This is a genomic window from Methanosarcina sediminis (assembly GCF_052056915.1).
In the GTDB taxonomy this organism is placed as follows: Archaea; Halobacteriota; Methanosarcinia; order Methanosarcinales; family Methanosarcinaceae; genus MTP4.
The window spans coordinates 1,098,075-1,117,787 of the sequence record NZ_CP195119.1 but is presented as its reverse complement, the minus strand read 5'-3'; the positions used below and the strand labels follow the sequence as shown (position 1 = coordinate 1,117,787).

Annotated in this window: 12 protein-coding genes; 10 read left to right on the top strand and 2 right to left on the bottom strand. The window is 43.4% G+C overall.

Annotated features, from left to right (window positions below; genetic code table 11):
* The 9 genes from fpoN (at position 1) to ACSAZK_RS04630 (ending at position 15,683) form a co-directional block, all read left to right on the top strand.
* Complete coding sequence (gene fpoN, locus ACSAZK_RS04670) at positions 1-1,446, top strand: F(420)H(2) dehydrogenase subunit N (RefSeq protein ID WP_440956239.1); 1,446 nt, start codon at positions 1-3, stop codon at positions 1,444-1,446.
* A gap of 25 nt (positions 1,447-1,471) precedes the next feature.
* Positions 1,472-1,831 carry a F420H2 dehydrogenase subunit FpoO gene (locus ACSAZK_RS04665; protein ID WP_440956238.1) on the top strand — a complete coding sequence of 120 codons (360 nt, stop codon included), beginning with the start codon at positions 1,472-1,474 and terminating at the stop codon, positions 1,829-1,831.
* Between the two features lie 280 nt (positions 1,832-2,111).
* The gene (locus ACSAZK_RS04660) at positions 2,112-6,026 is read left to right on the top strand and encodes a PKD domain-containing protein (protein WP_440956237.1); all 3,915 of its coding nucleotides are present in this window, start codon (positions 2,112-2,114) and stop codon (positions 6,024-6,026) included.
* Positions 6,027-6,537: 511 nt separating this feature from the next.
* Positions 6,538-8,727: a metallophosphoesterase gene (locus tag ACSAZK_RS04655; protein WP_440956236.1), complete on the top strand. Its 2,190-nt coding sequence runs from the start codon at positions 6,538-6,540 to the stop codon at positions 8,725-8,727.
* Between the two features lie 135 nt (positions 8,728-8,862).
* Positions 8,863-9,021, top strand: coding sequence for a F420H2 dehydrogenase subunit FpoO (gene fpoO, locus ACSAZK_RS04650; RefSeq protein WP_440957101.1), 159 nt, complete (start codon positions 8,863-8,865; stop codon positions 9,019-9,021).
* 112 nt (positions 9,022-9,133) lie between these two features.
* On the top strand, positions 9,134-9,976 hold the full coding sequence (locus ACSAZK_RS04645; RefSeq protein WP_440956235.1) for a COG1470 family protein: 843 nt from the start codon (positions 9,134-9,136) through the stop codon (positions 9,974-9,976).
* A 413-nt stretch (positions 9,977-10,389) separates the two neighbouring features.
* A complete protein-coding gene (locus tag ACSAZK_RS04640; protein WP_440956234.1) occupies positions 10,390-10,848 on the top strand; it encodes a PEF-CTERM sorting domain-containing protein in 459 nt (152 codons plus the stop codon).
* A gap of 449 nt (positions 10,849-11,297) precedes the next feature.
* Positions 11,298-13,874: a PKD domain-containing protein gene (locus ACSAZK_RS04635; protein ID WP_440956233.1), complete on the top strand. Its 2,577-nt coding sequence runs from the start codon at positions 11,298-11,300 to the stop codon at positions 13,872-13,874.
* 381 nt (positions 13,875-14,255) lie between these two features.
* On the top strand, positions 14,256-15,683 hold the full coding sequence (locus tag ACSAZK_RS04630; RefSeq protein ID WP_440955715.1) for an IS1634 family transposase: 1,428 nt from the start codon (positions 14,256-14,258) through the stop codon (positions 15,681-15,683).
* A 312-nt stretch (positions 15,684-15,995) separates the two neighbouring features.
* Here ACSAZK_RS04630 and ACSAZK_RS04625 read toward each other — a convergent pair whose 3' ends face one another.
* The gene (locus tag ACSAZK_RS04625; protein WP_440956232.1) at positions 15,996-16,097 is read right to left on the bottom strand and encodes a MetS family NSS transporter small subunit; all 102 of its coding nucleotides are present in this window, start codon (positions 16,095-16,097) and stop codon (positions 15,996-15,998) included.
* A 1-nt stretch (position 16,098) separates the two neighbouring features.
* Positions 16,099-17,565, bottom strand: a complete 1,467-nt coding sequence (locus tag ACSAZK_RS04620; protein WP_440956231.1) for a sodium-dependent transporter — start codon at positions 17,563-17,565, stop codon at positions 16,099-16,101.
* Positions 17,566-17,986: 421 nt separating this feature from the next.
* Between ACSAZK_RS04620 and ACSAZK_RS04615 the strand changes: the two genes are divergently transcribed.
* The gene (locus tag ACSAZK_RS04615) at positions 17,987-19,525 is read left to right on the top strand and encodes a WD40 repeat domain-containing protein (RefSeq protein WP_440956230.1); all 1,539 of its coding nucleotides are present in this window, start codon (positions 17,987-17,989) and stop codon (positions 19,523-19,525) included.
* The last annotated feature ends 188 nt before the right edge of the window (positions 19,526-19,713 follow it).

Genomic DNA, 19,713 nt, shown 5'->3' with positions numbered 1-19,713 from the left:
ATGGTAAACCTTATGTTACTTGCACCTGAAATCGCAATTGCGGTTACCGGCCTCTTTGTTCTGGTCACGGGGATTTTCATGTCCCCCCAGGCCAAGAACATGCTCGGCTACCTGGCAACTTTCGGTGTCCTGGCTGCTCTCGGTCTTACGGTCGCAAGCTTCGGGACCGAAGCGGTGATGTTCTCGGGAACGGTCAGTATCGATGCCCTTTCCCAGTTCTTCAAGCTGGTCTTCCTGGCAGTCGCCCTGCTGGTCTCGGTAGCTGCCATTAAGTATAACGAGGACAGCGAGCACACCGAAGAGTTCTATGCCCTGGTGCTCTTTGCAACCTTCGGCATGATGTTCGTGGCTTCGGCCAACGACCTGATCGTGCTCTTCTGCGCCTTCGAACTTGCAAGTCTTGCAACCTACGCCCTTGCAGGCTACGAGAAGCAGAACCCGAGGTCCCTTGAAGCCTCCATGAAGTACTTCGTGATTGGCTCGGTCTCAGCTGCCCTGATGCTCTTCGGGCTTACCTACGTCTACGGAGCAACCGGCACGACCAGCATCCCCCTGATCGCTGCAAACTGCGGCCTTCTGGTGGACAACCCGATCGGGCTTGTGGCAGTGGTCCTGCTGATTGCAGGTTTCGGCTTCAAGATGGCGCTTGTGCCCTTCCACATGTGGGCTCCGGATACCTACCAGGGTTCCCCCTCTGTTGTGTCCGCCCTCCTTGCGGCAGGTTCCAAAAAGATGGGCTTCGTGGCAGCCTTCAGGATCTTTATCGTGGCTCTCATCGCCCTCCAGCCTGACTGGCAGCTCGCCTTCACGATCCTGGCTGTTGTCACCATGACCTTCGGAAACGTGGTCGCAGTGTCTCAGACCAGTGTCAAGCGAATGCTTGCCTACTCATCCCTTGCCCAGGCAGGATACATTGCAATGGCTTTCGTGGTCATGACCCCAATGGCTCTTGCAGGCGGCATCCTCTATGCCCTTGCCCACGCCTTCATGAAGGCAGGCGCATTCATAGCAGCCGGTGCCGTGGTCTGGATGGTGACCTCTGAAAAGAGAGGCAACCTGGAAGTCCCCGACCACCTTGACAGCTTCAGGGGCCTTGGCAAGAGAATGCCAATCGCTGCCTTTGCAATGATGGTCTTTGTCTTTGCCCTTGCAGGAATCCCGCCAACAGCCGGTTTCATGGCCAAGTTCGTGCTCTTCTCCTCGACCATTCAGGCAGGCATGACCTGGCTGGCTGTGATCGCCATCCTGAACAGTGCCCTTTCCCTGTTCTACTACGCACGGCTCGTGAAGTACATGTACTTCCTGCCCCCTGAAGGCGAAAAGATCGGAACTCCCTTCCCGTATGCCCTCGCTCTCCTGCTCGCAGTGGCAGGCGTACTGGTAATCGGAATCTGGCCCGAACCCTTCGTGCAGTGGGCTCTCGAAGCAGCAAGTGTACTGGTCTAAGGAGATAAAATAAGGAGGAAAAGATATGGCAGACTGTGATCTATGCGGACGCGGAATCCCCACCGTAAACCCGGTGCGGGTTTTCCGCCCCCTCCTCAAATTCGCCTACCCCGAAGGAGTCTGGACAGGCCTCTGCGAGAACTGTCTCGAATCCGCCGACAAAACCCGCGTAAAAGTGGAAAAAGAAGAACTTGCAGGTACCCCCGGCAAATGCAAACTCTGCGGGACAAAAACCGACCTCTACCCCGTGGAACTGCATATCCCCAACTTCTCAAAAGGTGTCATGACTGAAGACGCCATGCTCTGCAAGAAGTGTTTGGATGCAGCCGGTGAAACCTACGTCAAGTTCAAAAAGGAACAGTACGCGGGACACGGGCATCATTAAGTGAGGTTTAAGCTGCTGTTAAAGCGGCTTTTCTTTTTTTTGTTTTTTCGGCGGGTACTTTCTGCTAAAGCGCCTGTTGGTTAATTTTTTATTTCATTTTTTCGACTGTTTTGTTTCATTATCAATATCAAGGACAGTTGTATCTTTTTATATTTCGATATTTTATTCTTTTTCACTAAAAAACAAAACTTTTATCTAATTTTCTTCTATCAAACTATTTGAAATATTTTACTTATTATGTACTTATTTTATATACATAGTATGTAGGCGGTTTTAACTCATGAAAGAGATTAATAAGCTAGTCTGTTTCTCAATGGCTCTTGTTTTAATAGGAACAATAGCTTGTAGTTTAGCTTCAGCAGAAGACTTTGAATCTACAGAAGTATTTGTCGATGGAAAGAATAATGCTTTGCCTTTTTCAGATTCTGGGGTATGGTACAGTAAATACCCTGCAACGATTTCCTTAACTGAAGGTACATATAAGGTATCTGTTGGCGGCATAGGATGGAAACCTTACGATCGTGGAAATCCACCATGGTATCATGTTCTGATCGAGTCAGGGGATAAACTCTATACCATGAATGAGTATGGGGAAGAAATTTTTGTGGACGTTGGAAAAGATCCAGTAAAAGCGTACGTAGCTGATAGCTGGACTCCTGATAATTCTGGAAGTATCACGCTCACTTTTGAGGGTCCCGATACCAAGACATTAACAGTCGATGGTAAAATTAATACGATCTTGTATGCAGATCGTTATTCTAAAGCATCACTTTTACCGGGAGAGTATTCTGTAGAATTAACTGGAGAAGGATATAAACTAAGTTCTGATGATTTTCTCCGTTTTAACGCCTTTATTATTGTAAATGGTCAGAATTATTACGCAATTAATGGACTTGATAGTAAAATTTCGTTCGTGGTAGATGATCCTGGTGATGTTGGAGTATTTATTCCGGATGAAAATTTTAATGACAACTCCGGGAGTGTTATTCTATCATTTTCGAATAAAGTTGTGCAGGATATCACTTTTTTGACGGATCGCGCAGAGGAAGAACATTCCCCGGTCTGGACTGCAGATGGAAGTCAGATCATGTATGCATTGACCAGGGTTTTTTGGAATGATCGTGACTCTTATATAATGAACGCTGATGGAAGTGACCAGCATAGAACAGGTATCGGAGAAGGGATGCTTGTTACTTTTAGCGATTTGAGTCCGGATGGAAACGAACTTTTGTACACAAAATCCGGTGGTCACTGGTTTGATCTGTACAAGGTTAATGTTAATGATGGAAAGGTAACCCCTCTTGCATCAGATTCTTCAAATATAGATACTGACGGTTATTGGAGTCCAGACGGAACAAAAATTGCATATCGTCAAAGTTATTGGGATAATCCTTCTGAATTGTGGATTATGAATTCAGATGGGAGTGGAAAATATCGCCTTGGAACTTCATCCTACGTAGGACCTGGAAAAGATTGGACTCCTGATGGCTCTAAAATTATATACAGTGCCGGAGATCAAAGTTTCCTTAAACACGATCTATGGATGATAAATTCTGATGGTAATAGTCAAATTCAACTTACAAATACTCCATATGGTGAATGGCATCCAAGTTTCAGTCCCGATGGTCAATATATTGTTTACGCTTCGAATGATGGAGGTACTCCTGACCTCTGGTTAAGAAATCTGGATGGGAGCTATAAGGTAAGACTTACTTATAATGCTGGGGTACATGATGCATTTCCACACTGGAGTCCCGATGGGAAGAAAATAGTCTTCTGTGGTCATCAGTGGCCGACAGGAGGAGCAGATATAGCTGTAATCACACTTGGGGATATGTTTGGAGTACCTGAAAACAATCCACCCGTAGCGAATGCAGGTGGACCTTATGAAGCATACGAGGGCTCACCCATAAGCTTTGATGCTTCGGCTTCTTCTGACCCTGACGGCGATTTACTCACTTATGAATGGGACTTCAACAACGACGGAGTATTTGATATCTCATCTTCAGAACCTTATGCCACTTATACCTGGGATGATGATTATATTGGGGCTGTCTTGCTTAGGGTGACAGATGAAGAAGGGCTAAATGATACCGCTACTGCTGAAGTGACGGTTAACAACATTGCACCTGAAGTTGATGCTGGAAATGACCAGATTGTTGACGAAGGTTCAGTTATTTCTCTCTCAGGTAGTTTCACAGATTGTGGTGTTGCTGACACTCACACAATTGAATGGAACTTTGGCGATGGAACCAATGCTTCAGGCTCTTTGATTCCTTCTCATATTTATGAGGATGATGGAATCTATGAAGTTACCTTAACAGTCACTGATGATGACGGCGATATTGGTACTGATACACTTAATGTTACCGTTACTAACGTTGCTCCTTCAGTCGATGCTGGTGCTGACCAGATTTCTGATGAAGGTTCAGTTATTTCTCTCTCAGGTAGTTTCACAGATTGTGGTGTTGTTGACACTCACACAATCGAATGGGACTTTGGTGACGGAACGAATGCTTCCGGTTCACTAGTCCCTGTTCACGCATATGAGGAAAACGGTACTTACATAGTAACTTTAACAGTTACTGACGATGATGGTGGTATTGGAACCGATTTCCTTACAGTCACAGTAATAAATGTTCCTCCCCAGGTGGACGCAGGAGATGACCTCTTTGCACTTGAAGGTGATACCGTTGATTTCTCCGGAAGTTTCAATGATCCTGGGATTTTCGACACACATACTACTCTCTGGGATTTCGGAGACGGTTCAACAGCTGCTGGAGACCTTACCCCCTCACATACCTATGCAGATGATGGGGTGTATGCTGTTACTCTCACAGTTCAGGATGATGACGGTGGAGTTTCTGTTGATAGCCTTAATGTTACTATAAATAACGCTGTCCCAGAGGTAGACGCAGGTGCTGACGTATTTGTGAATGAAGGAGACCTCATAGATTTCTCCGGTATCTTTACAGATGCAGGCAGTGTTGACACTCATACAATCGAATGGGACTTTGGTGATGGCAAAAAGGCATCAGATTCTTTAACTCCGTCTCATATTTACGTAGATGATGGGGTTTACACAGTCACGTTAACTGTTACTGATGATGACGGTGGTGTTGGAACCGGTACACTCACAGTTACTGTAAATAATGTTGCACCAATCATTACCGCAACCGGGGATACAATTGACGAAAACGGTATTGCAACAGTTACTGTTTCCATCACTGATCCGGGTGTTGTCGATACATTCGAAGTTGCAATCTCCTGGGGAGATGGGACTTCCACTACATTCTACTGTTCTTCAGGCAATACTGAGTTTAGTAAGAGTCACCAGTACATGGACGATGACCCGAGCGGCACAGCATCTGATAATTGCATGGTGATTGTAAGTGCAACAGATGATGATACAGGTGAAGGATCTGCAAGTACCTTAGTTACGGTTAATAACGTTGCTCCTGTTGTTGGTAAAATCAATTCCACAATTGATCCGATACAGCTTGGAACGTCAATAACGGTTAACTCTACTTTCACGGATATTGGAACCAATGACACACACACAGCAGTTTGGAATTGGGGTGACGGCACCAGTTCGGGTGGAATCGTAATCGAAAGCGGTGTTTCAGGTACAGTTAGCGGGACGCATATCTATTCTTCTGCAGGCATCTATCAAATTAACCTGACAGTCACGGACGATGATTTGGGGTCTAATTACTCAGTTTCCAACTACGTCGTCATCTATGATCCAGAAGGAGGATTTGTTACCGGTGGTGGGTGGATTAATTCTCCAGAGGAAGCCTATGCACCTGACCCAACTCTCGTAGGCACTGCCAACTTTGGTTTCGTTTCAAAATACAAGAAAGGAGCCACTGTACCAATCGGTGTTACTCAATTCAATTTCCAGGTAGCAGACCTGAATTTCCATTCGGATGAATACGACTGGCTGGTAATTGCCGGAGCGCGTGCACAATATAAGGGCACGGGCACAATCAATGGGGAAGGCGAATATGGTTTCATGTTAACTGCCATCGACGCCGGACTCACACCGAGCACCGATGTTGACCTGTTCAGGATAAAGATCTGGGACAAAAGCACTGATGCAATCGTTTATGACAACATGCTGGGTGCAGAGGATACTGCCGAGCCAACGACGGAACTTCAAGGAGGATCTATAAAAATTCATGAGGATAAGTAATGTTTTTTTGATTTTGAATTTCAAAAAAGAGAATTTTGAAGTGAAGGGAGTTTTTCTCCCCTAATTTCTTTATTTTCAAATCTTTTTTATTACTGCGAGAATGCTGAATATCATGAATACCTCATCTTCAGGTCGGGGATGAAGTAAACCCTTGCACTTTTTTTTATGTTCCTTCTGATCGATAAATCATTTCTTCTTTTGGAAGGAATTTTTATGCCATTGGAAGCAATTGTCTAAATGTTTGTTTAGGGTGGGTATCCGTACATAATTTGATTTTTATAACTCTTTTTAATTAATCATCTAATTTTTTAAAAAATTATTTATGTATATTTGTTATAATGTGGGAGAGTCGGAAGTTCCAATTGATGTCGATTTTGACTCCCGCAAAAGGGACAACTTGCTTAAATTTCAGCGCATTATTCTACATCAAGAGACATCGATGTGCCTGAAAATACGGAAGCTGAGTAGAATTAGTTTAAGAAATTATTTTATTATTTTTGGAGGTTTTTAAGTGAACATTAATTACAAAAGAGTTTACTTAACGACAGTTATTTTCTTTTTGTTTCTTATGAGTGTTACTTCTGCAGAAGAAATAAATCTTGAAGTTGTTGGAAATATAGGAGAGTTTGATGGAAATAACATTCTTGTGTCTAGTTCTGTTGTTTCTGAATGTAATTCTGTTTCTTCTAACGATTTTACTATAGTTCATTTCGCAGATATTCACATGGGAATGCCTCAAAGGTTATTTGCGGGTGAAGAAACTCCGGATGAAAAAAGAGAATATTTTGCAGAGGCTATTCTTGCCACAAATCAATTAGATCCGTCCCATTCCTTAATTCTTGTGACCGGTGACCTGGTTGAGTATAATGAAGAGGAATACTTTGATGATTTCTGGAATGGAATATTTTCAATAAATAATTGTACGGAAAGAGTTCTTTGTGTACCTGGAAACCATGATCGTCGGACTAAGGCTATTATTGATTCAAATGGAAGTATAATTGATGACCTTGAAGAGTATAATGAACGAGTAGAACCGTTGCTGCCGGGAAGAAAAAATTATCTTTCCGATGACTTCAATGATTATTCAATAGAAGTCGGCGACTACATGTTTATAGGCCTTGATTCGTTATCCGATTACGATGCTTATTATTTGAGTTGGGGTCAATTATTTGATCCCACTCCCGAATCATTCGGTCTCAATGATACTCAAATTGATGCTTTAAAAGAACTGGATAGAAATAAGCCTAAAATTATTTTTATGCATCATCCGGCAATTCGATGCACCTCAGTCGATGATGAAAACCCGGATGGTACCGGACTTCCCCAATCTGAGCCCGGTGGGAACGATGGTTGCATTGCGTTTAACAGAGAGCAATTTATAGATTACTGTGAAGATTACAATGTGAAACTCGTAATCTCAGGCCATACTCATCAGTCCCATATCATTGATTCAGCAGGAACGCCTTTTTTTGCAAATGAACTTCTTCTAAATGAATTTCCTTTAAATGAATTCCCTTTGTTTGTACAGACCCAGAGCCTTGCCAAACACAGTGAATATTTTGCACCCGGTTACAGGACAATAGAATTCAAAGAAGGGGATATCTTTATACAACAGCCGGTAGAGCTGACTCTTGAAAGACCAGATATGATCTCCGGGTCTTTAAATTGTCCTGCGGACTTAAGTGCCTATGATTCAAAAGGCAGGCGTACAGGTCCTTCCTCCGGAAAAGTTGACAGGCATATTCCGGATTCATTCTATTTCAGTGGCTACACTGTTACCTTATATGATAATACTAATTACAGCGCTCCTGAAACAATTTTGCTTTACAATACCGGTGAAGAATATGTTTTTGAAATCAGGGCAAATTTTTCAGAGAATGAGCTAAATTCTGCAGAAGAGCAGCACTTCAATTTCACTATAAAACAGAGATCCGATTCAGGAATTACCGAAGTAGTTTATGAATTCGTGCCGTTGACTAAGAACGCTGTTGCTACTATCCCGATCAACCTCACAACACAAAAATATGAGATGATGATTGATACGGATGGCGATGGGACAATTGATGAAACAAGAGAGCCTGATTCTATTCAAACCATAATAACCGGTAGTACAGCGGTTAGCAATCTTGAATCAAGTTCCGGCTCAACCTGGATCAACTTCACCTGGAACAACCCCCCAGACCCCGACTTATCCCACACCGAAATCTACCTGAACGGAATCTTCAAGACTAACACCTCTGCCGAATACTTCAACACCACAGGGCTTGAACCCGAAACGAGTTACACAATCGGTACGCATACTGTGGACATTTACGGGAATGTGGATGAGACATGGGTCAATGCAACAGCTATAACAAAAACAATCATGGAAGAAAAAGGAAAAGGAGATCACAGAGGTGGGAAAGGAACGGGAAGTGCCAGGATAATTCCCGCAGAATCTACACCGACTTCTGCTGAGATAGAGGAGGCTGAAGAAGGAGATGAATCACTTCGGGATGTTCGAAATGTAGATATATCCCCCGAAGAAGCAGAACCCGCTGAAAACTTGGCGGATTCAGAGCTAACAAATGCTCCTGAAGAATCTGAAGCTTCAGATACAGAGGGTGATGCAGAAGAGAACAAGATTCCGGGATTCCAAATCGCATTTGCGATTTCAGGACTTCTGGCTGTTCTCTACTTATTGAGGAAGCAGCAAAAATAAATTACTGGAGGTAAAGGGTCAACACCCTTCCCTCTTTTTTGTATTACTACTTTTTTCAGTTTTTCTGCCTCTATTTGATGATTTCAGGTTGGTCAGCTCACAACATCTCAAAATTACAGGAAGTTTTGTCGGGAGATTTTCTTTTTTTGCGGACGCGGAATCCCCACCGTTAACCCGGTGCGGGTTTTCCGCCCCCTCCTCAAATTCGCCTACCCCGAAGGAGTCTGGACAGGCCTCTGCGAGAACTGTCTCGAATCCGCCGACAAAACCCGCGTAAAAGTTGAAATCCTTTAATTGATAAGTATTTGTGTAGAGTTACATAATTAAATTTATAAGTTCTTCCTCTATAAACTCCTTGTAATCTCCTTATGTACTGCGTATCGAGCATGAATCAAAGTGGGAATCTATGAAGACAAAAATGAAATTCCTGTTGATCTCAGTTTTAGTTTTCTCCCTCGTTTTGTCAGGTTGTGTCAGTCCTTCTCAACCTGAAGAGCCTTCCAGCGATGTGGGAATAAGCGATGTCGAAGGACCTGATGCCTCTTCTGTTTCTTTCATCGAAGGAGAAGATATTTCGGGGAATGGGGATGGGACAGAGGACAGTTCGCTTCCGGATGTAAAGTCCAGAGCTGAATACGTTTCTTCCCTTATTTATTCTGTCACCTTATTCCCGACTAATGCCACGTCTGGAGCTATCATAAATATTAGTGTGGAAGCGGCTCCAGAGGTTGAAGCGGTCGAGATTGCAGGCGAGGATGCCGGGCTTGTGAATGACAATGGGACCTGGAAGGGAAGCATAATTGCTCCTTCGGAGGCCGGAGCTTATGCCCTGGAGATAACTGCCCGGGATGGTTCCGGAGGCTGTGCTGAAGCTTCGGTTCCTTACAGGGTGCTCTTACTCGAGGGGGGAGCGGATATAACTGTCTTCCCGAGGGCGAACAACGTTACTGCAGGAGAGGAGGTCCTAGTAAATATCAAGGTTAAAAATACCCAGAACATTGATGACGTTTTCAGTGTTTACCTTGATACCGGGAGCAGTGAAGTCCCGGAAGGTTCACAGGCAGAACCCGGCTGGTTTGAGTGGACCGAAAAAACCGTGGAACTGAGGACTGGGCAGGATGTTTCGCTTCCCCTTAGTATCAGGGTCTCGGAGGGAATAAGTCCGGGGTACAGGCTCTTTTCTGCAAAAGTTGTGTCGGAAACTTCAAAAGTACAGGGTTTTGATACCGGATATCTGCTGGTGAGTTAAAACAGTTGTTTAAAAAACTCGATTTCTTTTTATTCACTTTTTTTATTTATTTGTATTTCAGCTCCATGCAAGCCGCTATTTTGTTCAGTTTCAATTTTCATAATTTATGGTGTAGTACTCTTTGCAATTTCTTACTTTTTATGTAATTATTATTTACACAAATTATATCATATATATTTTTCAATTGTATTGCAAGCTATCTATTTTTTGTATTTAACTTCTAAAAAAGGAGGGACATTTAGAATAGTTTATTATGTACTAATTTTATCAGTAAATAGTCCTTGTTCCCTAATTTATTCTCGATGTATTCAGTTTATTCAAGCTTTTTGTTATCGTTTATATCCTTAAAAACTTGAGGCGGTGTTGTGGTAAAAATGAATAAATTGGTCTTCGGAATCCTTATTTTGTTTTTTATGGCAAATCCATGCTCGGCGGCGGTTAGTTTCGATGTTTCCCCAGGCACAAAATATGTGCAGCCTGGGGGAACTGCCATTTATGATCTTGCAGTTTTTCTCGATACTCCTCTTGATTATACTGTAGATTATCCAATTACTGAAAAGTTTGCCATCGATTTGATGATATCCGACTGGGTTTATTCTTTTAGTGAGGACAGTGTGATACTTGATCTCAATAGAACGACGAATACTTCGGTTCTGGAAATTACCGTTCCTTTCGATGCAGTCCCTGGAAATTACAGTCACAAGGTAACTGCGACGGGATATGATAAGTTGGGGAAAGAGATCGATTACCCCTCTGAATTTGACATTTATGTTATCAATACCAATGTAAATGTCCCGGAGTTCCCGACTGTAGCGCTTCCGATGCTTGCTGTGTTTGGACTTGTGGCTATCTTCGGACGCAGGAATATCTAAGTTTGGCGAAGTTTCAAAGCTCTGAGCATTCAGGGCTTGAATCTTTTAAATTTATTTTTTCTTAAATATTCAGTTTCCCATTACTTCGATTTTCCTTCTCTTATTTCTTGTTATCGCTGTTAACTGTCTTCTTACTTACTTTTGAAAAAGAGGAAAATATAGAATAATTTATTATTTGCCAGTTTCATCAACAGTTTATGTTCCCTAATTTATTTCCTATGTTTTCAGTTCATTTTTTTAAGAAGACCCGAAGCTACAGATATCTGTCCCCTTGAATAAAATCCAATGTCCCTTCCCGGCCAGCGTCACTGATGTTCTAAGATCGGCATCAGAATGGGTGCTGATTACGAAAGAGTATCTCTTTCGATGATTTGTAGAGTATTTGATAATGTGGGAGTAAAATTATGAAAATCAGACATCTTGAAAGTTGTTTTTTTTTACTAATATTTGTGCTTTTAGCAGCTGCTTCTCCGGCCCAGGCAGATGTTGACCCCTTTTGCAGCCTGGTTTCGGAACCAAACGTAACATCTGTAGAGCCTGGAGATGTGTTTACTGTAACCGTAAGCATAGATCCTCACTCTGTAGAAGTTTATGGGCTGCAGTACAACGTTTCATTCGATCCGGATGCCTTTGAAGTGATGTCTCAGTCTCCGGGACCTTTCCTCTCTCAGGATGGGCAGTCTACGTTTATAATTCCGCAAATCGGTAATGAAATAGGTGAGGTTCTCTATGCAGAAGTAAGGTACGGAACAAAGACCGGGGTTTCTGAGCCCGGTATCGTTTCGACAATCGAATTCAAGGTAAAGGACCAGGTTTCATCCCATGGGGTAAAAGAATTCGCCCTCAATGAAGTTCTAATTGTAGAAATTGTTGACTCAGAGCAACAAACTGCTGGTTATGATTTTACTAATGGGGCAGTTGTTTTGCTGAGCTCTTCTGTTTCGAATTTCACTGCCAATGTTACCGAAGGCGAAGCTCCGTTAACAGTCGGGTTCACAGATGCTTCTAAGAACGCTGTTTCCTGGTCCTGGGACTTTGACGGTGACGGATTGGTGGACTCAAAGGTACGGAATCCTGAGTACACGTACACTGCACCTGGTGAGTATACCGTTTCCCTTACTGTAGCAAACGAACTTGGTACCATCGATACGATAGCAGAATCCATCACTGTTTATGGTATTCCTACTGCCTGTTTCACTGCCAGTGTTGTTGAAGGTGATACCCCATTAACAGTCGGGTTCACTGATGCTTCTACAAACTCCGTTTCGTGGTCCTGGGACTTTAACGGGGACGGTTTAGTGGATTCAAAGGTCCAGAATCCGGAGTACACTTATAGTGCACCTGGTGAGTATATCGTTTCCCTTACCGCAGAAAATGAACTGGGTACAAGCGATACGGTAACAGAAACCATCACTGTTTACGGTGTTCCTGTTGCTCATTTCACTGTCAATGTTACCGAAGGAGAAGTTCCGTTTACAGTCGGGTTCGCCGATACTTCCACAAATGCTGTTTCGTGGTCTTGGGACTTTAACGGTGATGGTGCAGTAGATTCTGAAATACGGAATCCGAAGTACACGTACACTGAACCCGGTGAGTATATTGTTTCCCTTACTGTAGCAAACGAGCTGGGTACCATCGATACGATAGCAGAAACCATCACTGTTTATGGTGTTCCTGTTTCTGATTTCACTGCCAATATCACCGAAGGAGAAGTTCCGTTTACAGTCCTGTTCACCGATGCTTCTACAAACGCCGTTTCTTGGTCCTGGGACTTTGACGGTGACGGCCTGGTGGATTCTGATTTCCGGAATCCGGAATTCAAGTACACCGAGCCTGGTACATATTCTGTTTCCCTTACCGTAGAAAACGAGCTGGGTACCAGCGATACGGTAACAGAAACCATCACTGTTTACGGTGTTCCTGCTGCTGATTTCACTTCCAATGTTGTTGAAGGTGATTCCCCATTAACAGTTGTGTTCACCGATTCTTCTACAAATGCCGTTTCCTGGTCCTGGGACTTTGATGGTGACGGCGAGGTGGATTCTAATATCCAAAATCCTGAGTACACGTATACTGAACCCGGTGAATATACTGTTTCTCTGAACGTAACAAATGAACTGGGTACCATCGATACCTCAAGAGAATCCATCACTATTTACGGAATCCCTGTTGCCGGTTTCACTGCCAGTGTTGTTGAAGGTGAAAATCCGTTAACAGTTAAGTTCACCGATACTTCTATGAATGCTGTTTCCTGGTCCTGGGACTTTGACGGGGATGGTTCAGTGGATTCAAATGTCCGGAATCCGGAGTACACGTACACCGAATCCGGTAAGTATGCTGTTTCCCTTACCGTAGAAAACGAACCTGGTACCATCGATACGGCAACTCAAACTATAAAGGTTAAAAGTTCTCAGGTTCCTGAGCCTCCTGTAATCAATTCTGTTGATCTGTTCCCTGCCAGCACAACTCCAGGCTCTACGCTGGATGTAAGTGTGGATGTCACGGGTAAGGTCGGAGTGATCGAAGTGACTGCAGGTGACGTTTCACTTGCCAAAAAAGACGGCATCTGGAAGGGCAGCATAACCGTTCCCTATGACCTGGGAGACTATTCCCTGTCAATTATTGCCAGGGACGCCGTCGGAAACACTGCTATAACTTCAGCACCCTATCACGTTGTCCGGGCCGAGGGTGGAGCCGATATAACCGTGTCTCCCAGAGCCAGTAATGTTGTAGCAGGAAACAGCGTTTCCACTGGTATCAAAGTGAAAAACACCCAGAATATTGACGATGTCTTCAAAATCCGGATAAACGTTGATGGAGTACCTGCCTCCTACCTGGCAGACCTTTCCGGCTTTGAATGGACCGAGAAGGATGTAAAGCTCAGAGCAGGGGAAGAAAATATATTCCCGCTTGAGGTGGAAGTGCCTGCAGGAACTGCTCCGGGTTACAGGCTCTTTAAGGCGAACATAGACTCTGAGGCATCAGCGGTTTACGGGTTTGATACAGGGTATTTGATAGTATCGTGAAAAAGGAAATGAAATCCTATTAAAAGGGAATTTCGTAGGTAAGAAGTTGTGGGGGAGTTTCCACAACTTCTCTTTTTTGTTTTCAAATCTCTTTTTGATTTTTTTTCGCTTCAATCTCTTTTCTTTATTTAAGGTCAACTCGTAAAAAAGGCATCATGATGCCTATAAGGATATTCAGGAGACTTATGGGCAGTGGGATAACCATGAAAGGTATTCAGGAGACTTATGGGCAGTGGGATAACCATGAAAGATATTCAGGAGACTTATGGGCAGTGGGATAACCATGGTATTCAGGGGACGCAAGGGCAGCTGGGTGACTATAAACCTAAGTTTGACAGTTAAATAAAAATCATAGTTCTTAGTAATGTTTGATCGACCAAAATGCAAACAAAACTAAGAACATATGAAATAACTCCTAACGACAATATATGCTTTCCCATCGGAACCATTCTTGCTGTTGAAAACCTGTATGAACAGCTTAATTTTTCATCTATTTTGGGTAAGCATAAGGCTAAAGGTATCGACTTCAATTCTCTGATCAAAGCTTTGCTTAGCTATAAACTTACAGAGAACTTTAGCATTGATCGGGCTCATAAATGGATTAACCAGGACGAAGTCCTGGAATTTTTCAATCTTGAAAAATTCAATGAAAGGGTTCTGTACAGAACCCTTCAAACTTTGGGAAGTAATAAAGAAGAGATCATTCTGGATATTCAGGATGTTTTGTTCTCCATGTACAATTTTGAACACACTAATATCAACATGGATTGGACAAGTATTGTTCTTTATGGTGATAAGTCTCCACTTGGTAAATATGGTTACAGCCGCGATCACCGTCCAGATAAAAAACAGATTACTTTAGGAGTAAGCGAACTTGCAGATCCAATAAACTTACCTGTTGGAATTACTGTGGAAAAAGGAAACGTTCCCGATCAGACTCATTTTAAAAAAACGTATCAGCAGGTAAGAAATAGACTTAATAAAGAGTCACTTGTTGTTTTTGACAAAGGTGCAAATAGCATAAAAAATCTAGCTCTGATCAAAGAAGATGAAATGGATTACCTTACTGCAAAAAAGCTCAACGCCAGTGATGATAAGCTGATTAAAATGTTTGATCAGCTTGAACCTGAAGTCGTTGATGAAGAAAAGGGGATCTATGGAATAAAGATTGTAAAACCCAGCAGTACAAACTACCTCTATTTCTCGCAAACTTTAAGAAAACAGCAATTGGAAGCAAGAGTCAGAAAAGTGAAGAGAATGGTGGAAGAGGCAAAAGAGATACAGAAATCAATTGATGAGAATAAGAAACTTCCAAAGAAATTCAGAATCAATAATAAACTCATTGATATAAGTTATTCATACCAGACAAAGCTGGTTGAGATGAGTGAAGATGAAGCCTTTGAACTCCTTGAAGAAGAGGTAATTAACGGAAGAGAAGGATTTTTCTGCCTAAAATCAAGTAAGAATTTGACACTTATAGATGCTCTTGAAACCTACAGGAAAAAGGATTCAATTGAAAAAATATTTAACTCGCTGAAAAACGAAATAGAAATAAAACCACTAAGGGTATGGACGGATGAGAGCATCTATGGAGCAATAATCATAGGATTCATTGCCCAATTACTCATATCGCTGATGCGATATGAGTTCAAAGAACTCAAGCATACGTCAACAAAATTCATAAAAAAGAGTCTATCGAATTTGACAGTTACCGTAGATTTTCTGAAGAATAAGAATAAAACTTATATTTATGCCAATTTCGATTCCATAAATCGCTTGATTTTAACCCAAAAAAAGGGAATTTCTTAGAAAATTCGATGAATTTATTTGAACTGTCAAATACCTTTTTCTGACAAAAATCGGGAAAAATGAAGGAAATTTTAATTAAAATTAGTGGAAACTGTCAAAGTCAGGTATAAAGGGTATAGTGATAACTATGTAAGTTTCCTGGGTACCTATAAAGGGTAGTAAAATGGCTTATATGAAGAATTCAGGAAACAAAAGCATAAGGTGAAAATTAGCTATTCCTAAATGACATTTCACTAATTGAAAAAAAAGAAAAATGGTTGTGGAAATAATCCCACAACTTCTTTTTACACTTTTTTTATTTTCTGTGCTTCATTATCTTTTCTTTTTCATGGCTATGTTCAGGAAGTAAGCCAGGCTTCCGTAGAGGAATACAAACCCGAAGACAGCCATTGCGATACTGCTTGTGGACAGCATTTTACTCGACCTCCTTCTTAAGAAGGGGCAGCATGAGGGCTATTACGGCCCCGAGTACGATCACGCCGAACCCCATCAGGAGTGCATTTGTATCATAGCCTCCGTAAGGTTCGTTGATGCCGGTGAGAGTCTCCTGGGCAAGGCAGATGACCAGGACAACCGGAATGACAACTTTTGCGCTGATGTCCCACCATTTTCCGGCCATGATGTCCGAGTAGGTATTGACCCATTCTTTGATCCTGTCTCCTCCATAGACCCATCCGATTGCAACGACTTCAAGGATTCCGACAACCATCAGGCCGTAGATGTTGACGAAGTGGTCAACGATGTCCAGCCAGTAGAGCCCTCCTTTGGTGGCAAAGATAAGGCTGCCAATTAGGGAAACTCCGATTGCAACATCCACTGCCCTGCTCCTGCTCATATCAAACTTGTCCATAATAGCTGCAGCAAAGCCTTCCACTATGGAGATCAGGGAAGAGAGCGCCGCCACTACTATACTGAGGAAGAATGCTACGGCTGTAATTGCTTTTAAGCCCGGGAGCATGTTCAGGGCTTCCGGAAGCACAACGAAAGCGAGCCCGACTCCGCTGGCAACCACTTCCTGGAGTCCGACACCTTTGGAAGATGCCATGTACCCGAGGGTCCCGAAGATTGCAAAACCCATGGTGAAACTGAAGGCACAGTCAGCAAGGCTTACGATAAAGGCGTTGTTTACGATATCGCTTTTCTTCGGGAGGTAGCTTGAGTAGGTGATCATTATGGCCATCCCGAGACTCAGGCTGAAGAAGGCCTGGCCGTAGGCTGCTACCCAGAGATTCTTGTCAAGGAGCATGCTGAAATCGGGTTTGAGGTACCACTCGATTCCGTCAAGAGCTCCCACGAGGGTGACTGCCCTGAAGACGAGGACGATCAGGAGGATCCAGAGGAGGGGCATGAAGATCTTGCTTGCCTTTTCAATTCCTCCCTGGACCCCTTTCTTTTCGACAACCCAGATAATAGCCCAGGTAGCAAGCAAGCCCAGCAGAACCTTATGGGCAAAGCCTCCGAGCACCCACGGGGAGTCGGAAAGCTCGAGGACTTCCCCGAAAAGGAAGCCGGCAGTGTCCGTGCCCCAGCCGAGAGTGAACGCATTTGCCAGGTAGATCAGGCTCCAGCCTACGATTACCGAATAATACGTCGTTATGATAAAGCCGGACATAACTCCTAACCAGCCTATCCATTCGAATTTTTTATCTGCCCTTTTGAGGGACATCGGAGCAGAGCCTTTGAATTTGCTGCCCAGCCCGAATTCAAGGATCATGAGAGGGATTCCGGCGGTAAGGAGGGCGATGAAGTACGGGATCAGGAACGCTCCTCCTCCGTTTTCATAGCAGGTGTAGCTGAACCTCCATATATTACCGAGGCCCACAGCAGAACCTACTGCCGCAAGTATGAATCCAACTCTGGTATTCCAAACTTCTCTTGCCATTAAACCACATCACTTATTTTAGCCCTTTTTTAAGTTCCGCATCCTGAAGAGGTATTCTGTTAAGATGAAACAGTAAACTCGGTAAGATATTGCGATCTATGGAGAATTATGCAGGGTTTTTACCGTTTTTGACTGAAATCATAATCCTTAAACTGCCTCTTTATCGGGTGCAAACCGAAGGGTTTTTTCTGTTTTTTCAAAATTTCCAGGTTTTCTTAACTGAAATAAGTAACTATAATTACTGATTTTCAGTACTACTTTATAATGATAATATATCTATAATTTAATTATTACTGTTTTACATAATTATTCATTCTGATTAATAATTATTTATTCACCTGAATTTTTTAGATTAAGTACTTTGTAAACAATAACTTCATGTGTAAGAAAGTCCTCATTATAAAGTAGTATGAAGCAGTCATTGGGAATACGGTTAGTTTTCTTGCTGGGTCTGGTATGCTGCCTGCTTTCGGGTGTGGCGGTTGCGGAACCGGCAGCATCGGGAAACGAGGGAGTAAACGCAGTTGAAATCGAAGCTTTCGACCTTATCTGTCGCTGTAATACAAGCAGCATAGTCAATTCCGTTTCGCTATCTTCCGGAGGGAGCTATGTGGCTGTTGGAGGATTTGACAACAATGTCTCTTTTTTCGATTCGGAGGGGACAAAACTCTGGAATTATGGCACTGGGGATATAGTGTATACAGTGTCCATTTCTTCGGATGGGTCAGGCGTTGCGGCAGGAAGCAATGATAATAATGTGTATTTCTTTAACCAGAGGGGAAAGCTACTCTGGAGTTACGAGACAGGAGGAAGCCTTAACAGTGTAGCCGTCTCAGCAGACGGTTCCTGTATTGCGGCAGGGGGTGACGACGGCAAGGTTTATTTCTTTGACCGGGAAGGAAACCTGCTCTGGAGTTTCGATGCAGGGTCTGAGGTGAGGAGTATTGCAGTTTCCAGGGACGGCTCTCATGTGGCTGCCGGAAGTAACAACCATTACATCTACCTTCTGGACCAGGATGGGAAAAAGGTCTGGGAGCAGAAAACAGGCAGTGTTATCAACAGTGTGTGCATGACCCCCAGGGCTTATTACGTGGCATCCGGAGGTTCCAATGGCAATGTCTACCTCCTTAACCGGAAAGGGGACTTTTCCTGGAGGAATAACCCGAGCTACTGGGTCAGCAGTGTATCGTTAACCACCAACGGCTCACATCTAGCCGCGGGAAGTTTTGACAGCAAGATCCACCTTTTCAACCGCACCGGGACAGAACTCTGGAACTATAAAGTGGGAGATACCGTTTACAATGTTGAGGTTTCCCCGGACTCTTCCTATATTGCCGCAGGAAGCTGGGATGACAAACTTTATGCCTTCAGCCTGGAAGGGGAAAAGCTATGGGAAAACAAAACAGGTGGGAAGATTAACAGTATTTCCGTTTCCAGGGACAGCAGCACGATAGCCGCAGGAAGCGATGACGGAAGAGCATACCTCTTCAAACGGAACGGCACGGCTTTTGCCCTGCTGCTGGGGGATGACAGTTTCCTCCCTGAAGAGCCCGAGGAAGAAGCCGAGCTTATGGAAACGGAAGACACCGACCAGCCGCTTAAAGAAGCCACTGCAGAAACAGGCGGGGTTGAAAACAAAGTCGGGGTTGTTTCGGATGCTTCCGGGGAATCCCCTGAGGATAAGCCTGCTTCGGAAGAAGCGGTTTCCGGGCCTATATCTCCAGATGGTGATTCGTCCGAAGATTCCGGAGTAATGGGGCTTTTGACCTCCTTCAAACTCCCTCTGTCCCTGGGGCTGGCACTTTGCGTGGGAGTGGTTCTCACCCTGAAACTGCGGAAGCGTAAAGGATCGGTTGAAACTGAAAACCTGGGTGATCTGGAGGACTTTGAGGATCTGGAAGATCTGGAAGACCTTGAAAATAGCGACTATGAAAACCTCGAAGATGAAGACCATTCTTAAAGAAAAAATGCCATGTAAATTGCAGGATTGTGAATACCTCGTGAGATAGGCCGGGGAAACATTCCCCTGTTTTTTTCATCTGGATCTTTAATTTCAATTTTTTTAAATGGTGTTTAATTTTTCAGGTCCTTTCCTGATTTCTTTCTGGATTTCTTTCTGGATTTCTTTCCTTATCTTTTTCGAGTCCT

Excerpts from the sequence above, each read along its gene's own strand:
- ACSAZK_RS04665 (WP_440956238.1), top strand. The coding sequence starts at position 1,472 with ATGGCAGACTGTGATCTATGCGGACGCGGAATCCCCACCGTAAACCCG.
- fpoN (WP_440956239.1), top strand. The coding sequence starts at position 1 with ATGGTAAACCTTATGTTACTTGCACCTGAAATCGCAATTGCGGTTACC.
- ACSAZK_RS04640 (WP_440956234.1), top strand. The coding sequence starts at position 10,390 with ATGGCAAATCCATGCTCGGCGGCGGTTAGTTTCGATGTTTCCCCAGGC.
- ACSAZK_RS04660 (WP_440956237.1), top strand. The coding sequence starts at position 2,112 with ATGAAAGAGATTAATAAGCTAGTCTGTTTCTCAATGGCTCTTGTTTTA.
- ACSAZK_RS04630 (WP_440955715.1), top strand. The coding sequence starts at position 14,256 with ATGCAAACAAAACTAAGAACATATGAAATAACTCCTAACGACAATATA.
- ACSAZK_RS04625 (WP_440956232.1), bottom strand. The coding sequence starts at position 16,097 with ATGCTGTCCACAAGCAGTATCGCAATGGCTGTCTTCGGGTTTGTATTC.
- ACSAZK_RS04645 (WP_440956235.1), top strand. The coding sequence starts at position 9,134 with ATGAAGACAAAAATGAAATTCCTGTTGATCTCAGTTTTAGTTTTCTCC.
- ACSAZK_RS04620 (WP_440956231.1), bottom strand. The coding sequence starts at position 17,565 with ATGGCAAGAGAAGTTTGGAATACCAGAGTTGGATTCATACTTGCGGCA.